6 protein-coding genes are annotated in these 7,706 nt (G+C 70.3%); 4 read left to right on the top strand and 2 right to left on the bottom strand.

Annotated elements, in window-relative coordinates:
• Nucleotides 1–32 precede the first annotated feature (32 nt).
• Together dtd and G6017_RS03805 are read left to right on the top strand one after the other, a co-directional pair.
• On the top strand, nt 33–476 hold the full coding sequence (gene dtd, locus G6017_RS03810; RefSeq protein ID WP_182610960.1) for a D-aminoacyl-tRNA deacylase: 444 nt from the start codon (nt 33–35) through the stop codon (nt 474–476).
• Between the two features lie 139 nt (nt 477–615).
• Nucleotides 616–1,584, top strand: a complete 969-nt coding sequence (locus G6017_RS03805) for a sigma-70 family RNA polymerase sigma factor (protein ID WP_179525209.1) — start codon at nt 616–618, stop codon at nt 1,582–1,584.
• A 159-nt stretch (nt 1,585–1,743) separates the two neighbouring features.
• Here the strand turns inward: G6017_RS03805 and G6017_RS03800 are convergent, their stop codons facing one another.
• Both G6017_RS03800 and G6017_RS03795 read right to left on the bottom strand, forming a co-directional pair.
• The gene (locus G6017_RS03800) at nt 1,744–4,485 is read right to left on the bottom strand and encodes a bifunctional acetate--CoA ligase family protein/GNAT family N-acetyltransferase (RefSeq protein ID WP_179525208.1); all 2,742 of its coding nucleotides are present in this window, start codon (nt 4,483–4,485) and stop codon (nt 1,744–1,746) included.
• A gap of 62 nt (nt 4,486–4,547) precedes the next feature.
• Nucleotides 4,548–5,780, bottom strand: a complete 1,233-nt coding sequence (locus tag G6017_RS03795) for an acetoin utilization protein AcuC (RefSeq protein WP_182610773.1) — start codon at nt 5,778–5,780, stop codon at nt 4,548–4,550.
• A gap of 226 nt (nt 5,781–6,006) precedes the next feature.
• On the opposite strand from G6017_RS03795, the gene G6017_RS03790 reads away from it, so the two are divergent.
• Entirely contained in the window at nt 6,007–6,696 is a 690-nt protein-coding gene (locus G6017_RS03790; RefSeq protein ID WP_179525206.1) for an iron-dependent transcriptional repressor DtxR, read from the top strand.
• A complete protein-coding gene (galE, locus tag G6017_RS03785; protein ID WP_182610774.1) occupies nt 6,693–7,673 on the top strand; it encodes a UDP-glucose 4-epimerase GalE in 981 nt (326 codons plus the stop codon). The genes G6017_RS03790 and galE overlap by 4 nt, the downstream gene beginning before the upstream one ends.
• Nucleotides 7,674–7,706 lie beyond the last annotated feature (33 nt).

Genomic DNA, 7,706 nt, shown 5'->3' with positions numbered 1-7,706 from the left:
CGCGCCGCCGCCACCCCGGGGCCGGTGGGCGGGTGAGGGCCGTCATCACGCGCGTCACCGAGGCGTCGGTCACCGTGGACGGGGAGATCGTGGGCGCACTCCCCCGCGCCGGGCTGCTGGTGCTGCTGGGGGTGTCGACCGACGACGACGAGGGGGACGTCGCCACGATGGTCCGCAAGATCGCGGAGCTGCGCATCCTGCCTGGTGAGGCGGGCGCGGTCGAGATCGGCGTGCCCGTCCTGGTGGTCAGCCAGTTCACCCTCATGGGGTCGACGAGCAAGGGGCGCCGACCGTCGTGGTCCCGCGCGGCGCCCGGGGCTCGGGCCGAGGCCGCGGTCGATGCGGTGGTGCGAGGTCTCCGTGAGCGGGGACTCGAGGTCGAGACCGGGGCGTTCGGCGCGATGATGCAGGTCAGCTCCGTGAACGACGGCCCGTTCACCGTCCTCGTCGACACCTCGGGTTCCCGGACGTCGTGACGGACGTCATGGGCCCGGGAACATTCCCGGCACCCCTGCCGTTGTAGCAGTACGTGACCGTGACCCGGACACGCGTCCGTTCCGTCCATCAGCAACCGACCGCCGACTCTGATCCCCCGGGCCGGCAGGAGGAGGAGACATGACGTCAGCCACCACCCGATCGGACCGTCGGACGGAGGCGGATTCGGATGGCCAGAGCCCCAGCGCGGACCTCGTCCGCGTCTACCTCAACGGGATCGGCAAGACGGCTCTGCTGAACGCGGAGGACGAGGTCGAACTCTCCAAGCGTATCGAGGCCGGTCTCTACGCCGCCCATCTCCTGGCCACCAAGAAGCGGATGGGCCCCACCAAGAAGGCCGACCTCAAGGTGATCGTCGCGGAGGGCGAGGCCGCCCGCGCACACCTCCTCGAGGCCAACCTGCGCCTGGTGGTCTCACTCGCCAAGCGCTACACGGGGCGCGGCATGCCGCTGCTGGACCTCATCCAGGAGGGCAATCTCGGCTTGATCAGGGCCATGGAGAAGTTCGACTACGCCAAGGGCTTCAAGTTCTCGACCTACGCCACGTGGTGGATCCGCCAGGCGATCACCCGGGGGATGGCGGACCAGTCCCGCACCATCCGGCTCCCCGTGCACCTGGTCGAGCAGGTCAACAAGCTCGCCCGCATCAAGCGGGAGCTCCACCAGCAGCTCGGTCGCGAGGCGACCCTCGACGAGCTGGCGGAGGAGTCGGGGATCCCCGCGCACAAGATCGAGGAGTTGCTCGACCACTCGCGCGACCCGGTGAGCCTGGACATGCCCGTCGGCGCGGACGAGGAGGCGCCGTTGGGCGACTTCATCGAGGACGCCGAGGCCACCAGCGCCGAGAACACGGTCGTCACCAACGTCATGCACTCGGACGTCCGTGCGGTCCTGTCCACGCTCGAGGAGCGCGAACAACAGGTCATCACACTGCGGTTCGGTCTCGATGACGGCCAGCCCCGCACCCTCGATCAGATCGGCAAGCGTTTCGGGCTCTCGCGTGAGCGCGTCCGCCAGATCGAGCGCGAGGTCATGGCGAAGCTCCGTGAAGGGCGCCGCGCCGACAAGCTCCGCTCCTACGCGGTCTGAGGTCCGGGCCGGACGAGGACACCACGACGCCCCGGCTCCACGGTCAGGCGGGTTCACACCGCCACCGGAGCCGGGGCGTCGTCGTGTCCGGACCGGGCGACGAGCCGCGCCGGCGCAGTGGCCGACCCGCCGCGCACGCCGCGCCGGCTGTACCGACAGCTAGCGCAGTCTCCGCGGGCCCTCGTCCCCGCTGAACCGCGGGGGCGGCCCCAGATGGACCTGTGCGTACAACACGGACACACCGTCGGGGGCCGCGAGCGCGGGGTCGAGAGACAGCCGTCTGAGCTCGGGGACGTCCTCCACCAGGCACGACATCCGGCCCATGAGCTCCACCAGGGCGTCCTTGTCGGCCGGGGTGTCCCCCGCATATCCGTCGAGGATGGGCGCGGCCCGAGGACGGTCGAGGAGCGACCGGGCCTCCGAGGGGGAGATCGGCAGGGTGCTGAACGCGCGATCGGCGAGGAGGTCCGAGAGCATCCCGGACAGGCCGAAGGAAATGAGCGAGCCGAAGATCGGGTGGTCCGCCACCCGGATCGTCACCGCGACCCCCTTGGTGGCCATCTTCTGGACGTGGAGTGCCCGGGAACCAGTGGTCGCCTTGAGGTCGTCGAACGCGTGACGCACGGCCCCCGCGTCGGTCAGGTCCAGGCGGACCCCGGACTGGTCACTCCGGGTCCGCCACCTCTCCCCCATCGCCTTGACCGCCACCGGGTACCCGAGCTCCTCGGCCGCCATGGCCGCCTGCTCCACCCCGACCGCCACACGGTAGTCGACGATCCCCACCCCGTAGCACTCCAGCAGACTCCGGACCTGCCCCTGGGTGAGTTCGAACGACTCGTTCCCGGCGTTCGAGTGACACAGAGAATCGACGAGATCCCGCGCGCGGGCGCGGTCGATGTCGTCGTACTCGGCCGGCTCCTCCGCGGGCTGGTCCAGCCACTCGGCGTAGCGGCGGGCGCGCACCAGCGCCGACACCGCACGCTCGGGGTACGGGTACGACGGGATGGAACCCCGCGAGGCCACGCCGGACTCGTCGGTGATGGTGAGCCCCTCGGGCAGTCCCTCGCCGGCGAGGAAGGTACTCACCACCGGCTTGGAACTGTCGGCCGCCGCGGCACGGATGGCCTCGGCGTAGGCATCGGGCTCGGTGGCCACCGGTGGCACGAACACCGTCAGCACCGAGTCCACCTCGTCGCGGGCCACCACGTCGGCGATCGCGGCCCGGAAGTCCTCGGGTAGCGCTCCCGCGCCCAGGTCGACCGAGTGCGCCACGGTGAATCCCTGCAACCGCGCGGAGTCCCCGCCCAGTCGGCCGACGGCGGTCGAGTTCCCGACGATCGCCAGACGGCCGCCCGCCGGCAACGGCTGATAGGCGAGCAACGTCGCCGTGTCGAACATGTCGGTGATGGAGTCCACCTGGATGAGCCCGGAGTCGCGGAACAGTCCGCGGATGGCCGAGGCGGTCAGACCCTGCACTCCCGATTCCAGGTCGTCGACGGCCCGGCGCACCACCACCACCGGCTTGTTGCGGGCCACGCGGCGCGCGATCCGCGAGAACTTGCGGGCGTTGCCGAAACTCTCGAGGTAGAGCAGGACCACCTCGGTCCCGGTGTCGGTATCCCAGTACTGGAGCAGATCGTTGCCGGAGACGTCCGCACGGTTCCCCGCGGAGACGAATGTCGACAGTCCCAGACCCCGGCGGGCGGCGGCGGCGAGGATCGTGATCCCCAGGGCACCCGACTGACAGAAGAACCCGGCCCGACCCGGCCCCGGGACCACCTCGGCGAGGGTGGCGTTGAGCTGGACGTCGGGGGAGGTGTTGATCACCCCGAGGGCGTTGGGCCCCACCACCCGCATCCCGTGGGCGCGGGCCTCGCTCACCAGGCGACGTTCGGACACCACTCCGGCGCTGCCGACGTCGGAGAACCCGGCCGAGATCACGACGAGGGTCGAGACCCCCTTGGACAGGCAGTCGTCGAGCACCTCGGACATGGACGCGGCCGGAACCGCCACCACGGCCAGGTCGACCGGGTCGGGGATGTCGCGGACGCTGGCGTAGGCACGAACGGACTGCACGGAGGTCGCATCGGAGTTGACCGGGTACACCGGGCCGGAGAACCCGTTCCCGATGAGGTTGCGCAGGACCGTGTGGCCGATCTTGCCGACCTGGTCGGAGGCGCCGATGACCGCCACCGAGGCGGGGGTCAGGACCCTCGCGAGGCTGCGCGCCTCGGCCGCGGTCTCGCGGGCGTTACGGACGTTGGTCAACGCCTCGGTGGGGTCGATCGCGAACTCGAGATGCAGGGTTGATCCATCGAAGGAGCGCGAGATCTCGTACCCCGCCCGACGGAACACCTGGATCATCGACCGGTTCTCCGAGAGCACCTCCGCCTCGAAGTGGTCGATCCCGCACTCGGCGGCGGACCCCGCGAGATGCTCGAGGAAGATCGATCCGAGCCCCCGGCCCTGGTGCTGGTCCGAGATGGTGAACGCCACCTCCGCGAACGTCGAGTCCGGGAGCCTCTCGTAGATCGCCATCCCGATGATCTCCGCGCCCAGTTCCGCGACGAACGCCATCCGGTCGCGGTAGTCGACGTTGGTCATCCGCTGCAGTTCCTTGGCCGACAGGACGTCGTGGGAGCCGAAGTAGCGCAGGTAGCGGGTCCGCTCGGAGAGGCTGGCGTGGAAGCGGGTGATCTTCTCGGAGTCGTTGGGCAGGACCGGCCGGATCCGCACCGCCCGGCCGTCGGAACCCAGGACATCCGCCGCCCACTCGTGTGGATAGCCCTCCGGATAGTCGTCGACCGCCGTGTCGGTGGAGGCGTGTTCTGGCGGGTTGACGACCGGCGCGTCACCCTCGGGGGCGCCGCCGTCGGTCGTTCCGTCACCGGGGTTGGCCATCGTGGTCCTCCATGAGACAACTGTTGTGAATGGTGGGCACCCGCGACGCGGGGGTGGTGCGGTCAGTCCCGGGGATCGTCCGGGTCGAGTCCGAGCAGGGGGTACACCGAGCGGCGGGTGTCGAGGATCGACTGGTCGAGTCGGGCCAGTGTCCGGTCCACCTCTCCCCCACGATCGGCACCGGCGGGCTCCCAGGGCGTGTGCGCGGGATCTCCGCCGTCACTCATCGTCTGCGGGACCCTGTCCGGAACGGTGAACCGGGCGGCCATGGCCTTCCACTCCTCCGGTACCCGGGTCCCCGGATCCACGGGGACGCCGAGGACGGCGGCGATGAGATGGGTCCACGATCGCGGGACCACCCGGACCAGCTCGTAGCCCCCACCGCCGATGGCGATGATCCGCCCCTCGCAGAGCTCGTCCGCCAGTGCGATGAGTCGGAGGTAGGACTCGCGGTGCCCGTCGACCGTGAGGGACAGGTCGGCGAGCGGGTCCTCGCGGTGCGAGTCGCATCCGGCCTGCATGACGATGATCTGTGGCTCGAAGGCCCGCAGGACCCCGGGAACGACCGCGTGGAACCCGCGCATCCACAGCCCGTCGGTGACCGCCGGCAGGAACGCCAGGTTGACCGCGGTCCCCTCCGCGCGGCCCACCCCCGTCTCCGATGCCCAGCCCGTCGACGGCCACAGGGTCGCCGGGTGCTGGTGCAGGGACATGGTCAGCACACGCGGATCCTCGTAGAAGGCGGCCTGGACACCGTCCCCGTGGTGGACGTCGATGTCCACGTAGGCAATGCGGTCGTACCCGTTGTCGAGCAACCAGCTGATGGCCACCGCGGCGTCGTTGTAGACGCAGAAGCCGGCGGCGGCCGCGGGCATGGCGTGGTGCATGCCGCCGGCCACGGAGACCGCCCGCGTCGCGGCGCCACTGGCGATCGCCCGCGCTGCGGCCAAGGTTCCTCCGGCCACCGCGGCGCTCGCCTCGTGCATGCCCGGAAACGTCGGGTTGTCCGCCGTGCCGAGACCGTGGCTCATCCCGAAGTGCTCCCCGGGCGGCAGGTCGCCGGCCGCCCTGACGGCGCCGATGTAGCGGGACGTGTGGACGCGGAGCAGCTCCTCGTCGCTCGCCCACCCGGGGTCCAGCATCTCGACGCCCTGCAGGACCCCCAGTTCCGTGGCCAGCGACATGGTCAGATCGAGTCTGCGCGGACTCATCGGATGATCGGCGGAGTGCCGGTACTCCATCAGCGAGGGACTCCACACCACCGCGGCCGCGACGCCGTCCCGGATACCGGCCATTGCCACCCGTCCTCCCCTCGCACCGGGACGCTCCCGGCGGCCCACATCCGGTGGGAACACCGAGATGCGCGCCCCACGAATCTACGCGGCGGGACCCGAGCCGACCCCCGATTGCCCGCTCCCCACCCCGGTTCGAGGCCCGGCGGTAGTCTCGACCGTGAACCCGGAGGGGACCGTCGACCACCGGGAGCGACTACCTGCGACGATCCGACGTGGAGGATTCAGCGTGAAAGACCTGGTGGACACCACCGAGATGTACCTCCGCACCATCTATGAGCTCGAGGAGGAGGGAGTCATCCCACTCCGGGCCAGGATCGCGGAGCGACTCGAGCAGAGCGGTCCGACCGTGAGCCAGACGGTCGCGCGGATGGAACGCGACGGCCTCGTACACGTGGCGCCCGACCGTCACCTGCAGCTCACGACGACCGGCCGGGATCTGGCCGTGGACGTGATGCGTAAGCACCGGCTCGCGGAGCGACTGCTCGTCGATGTGATCGGGTTGGAACTGGAGAAGGTCCACGCCGAGGCGTGTCGATGGGAGCACGTCATGAGTGACGACGTGGAGCGTCGCCTCATCGAGGTACTCGACGACCCGAGGACGTCACCGTACGGCAACCCCATTCCAGGGCTCGACCGGATCGGCTACACCTCCCAGATGGCCAACGATCGCGCGTTCACCCGCCTGTCGGCGCTGGACACGGACATCCCGCACAGCGTCCGGATCCAGGCGATCGGCGAGAACGTCCAGATCGACACCGACCTCATCTCCGAGCTCCGCGCGCACGGTGTGGAACCACTGCGGACCGTGACCGCGACCCGGCGGGGCCACCTCGTCGAACTCGACTCCGGTGACGGTCACACCGTGGAACTCGACGGCGACCACGCGCACGCGATCCAGGTCGAGATCCTCCCGTGAAGCTCCTCGTCACCGGTGGGGCGGGTTACGTCGGCGGGGTCTGCGCGACCGTGCTCGTCGAGCGCGGACACGAGGTCGTGGTCCTGGACGACCTCTCCACCGGCAACAGGTCGGGCGTCCCCGCGGAGGCGACGTTCATCGAGGGCGATGTCGCCGCGCTGGCGGGCGAGGTCCTGGACCCGGGATTCGACGGGGTCTTGCACTTCGCCGCCCGGTCCCTCGTCGGGGAGTCGGTGGAGAAGCCCGCGGAGTACTGGCAGGGCAACGTCGTGACCTCCCTCGCGCTCCTCGACGCGATGCGCGCCGCCGACGTCACCAACCTCGTCTTCTCGTCCACCGCGGCGACCTACGGCGAGCCGGAGCAGATCCCGATCACCGAGGACATGCCCACCCGGCCCACCAACACCTACGGCGCCACGAAACTGGCGATCGATCACGCCATCACCTCGTATGCGGTGGCCCACGGGCTCGCCGCCACGAGTCTGCGCTACTTCAACGTGGCCGGCGCCCACGGTCCGGTGGGAGAGAACCGGGTCGTCGAGACCCACCTCATCCCGCTGGTCCTGCAGGTGGCCCTGGGACACCGATCCGACATCAAGGTCTTCGGCGACGACTGGCCCACCCCGGACGGGACATGCGTCCGCGACTACATCCACGTCGCCGACCTCGCCGACGCGCACCTACTGGCCCTGGAGTCCAACCGACCCGGCGTCCACCGTGTACTCAACCTCGGCAGCGGGGAGGGCTTCTCCGTCCGCGAGGTGATCGACGTGTGCCGCGAGGTCACCGGGCACCCGATCCCGGACGTGGTCGCACCGCGGCGCGCCGGCGACCCCGCAGTCCTGGTGGCCTCCAGCGAGAAGGCGATGACCGAGTTGGGGTGGACCCCCACCCGGACCGACCTGCACACGATCGTCCGCGATGCGTGGGCGTTCACCTCGGCCCTGGGTGATCGGGCGCACTCCGCCCCGCGGTAGTCCCGGGCCGGCGCGGGCGGGAGCGCCCCGACC

It is taken from the genome of Dietzia sp. B44, assembly GCF_014145245.1.
Classification (GTDB): domain Bacteria; phylum Actinomycetota; class Actinomycetes; order Mycobacteriales; family Mycobacteriaceae; genus Dietzia; species Dietzia natronolimnaea.
The sequence above is the reverse complement of the archived record's forward strand: the minus strand, read 5'-3'. Positions and strand labels throughout refer to the sequence as shown.

Coding starts and splice junctions, on each gene's coding strand:
- G6017_RS03805 (WP_179525209.1), top strand. CDS start 616: ATGACGTCAGCCACCACCCGATCGGACCGTCGGACGGAGGCGGATTCG.
- G6017_RS03800 (WP_179525208.1), bottom strand. CDS start 4,485: ATGGCCAACCCCGGTGACGGAACGACCGACGGCGGCGCCCCCGAGGGT.
- G6017_RS03795 (WP_182610773.1), bottom strand. CDS start 5,780: ATGGCCGGTATCCGGGACGGCGTCGCGGCCGCGGTGGTGTGGAGTCCC.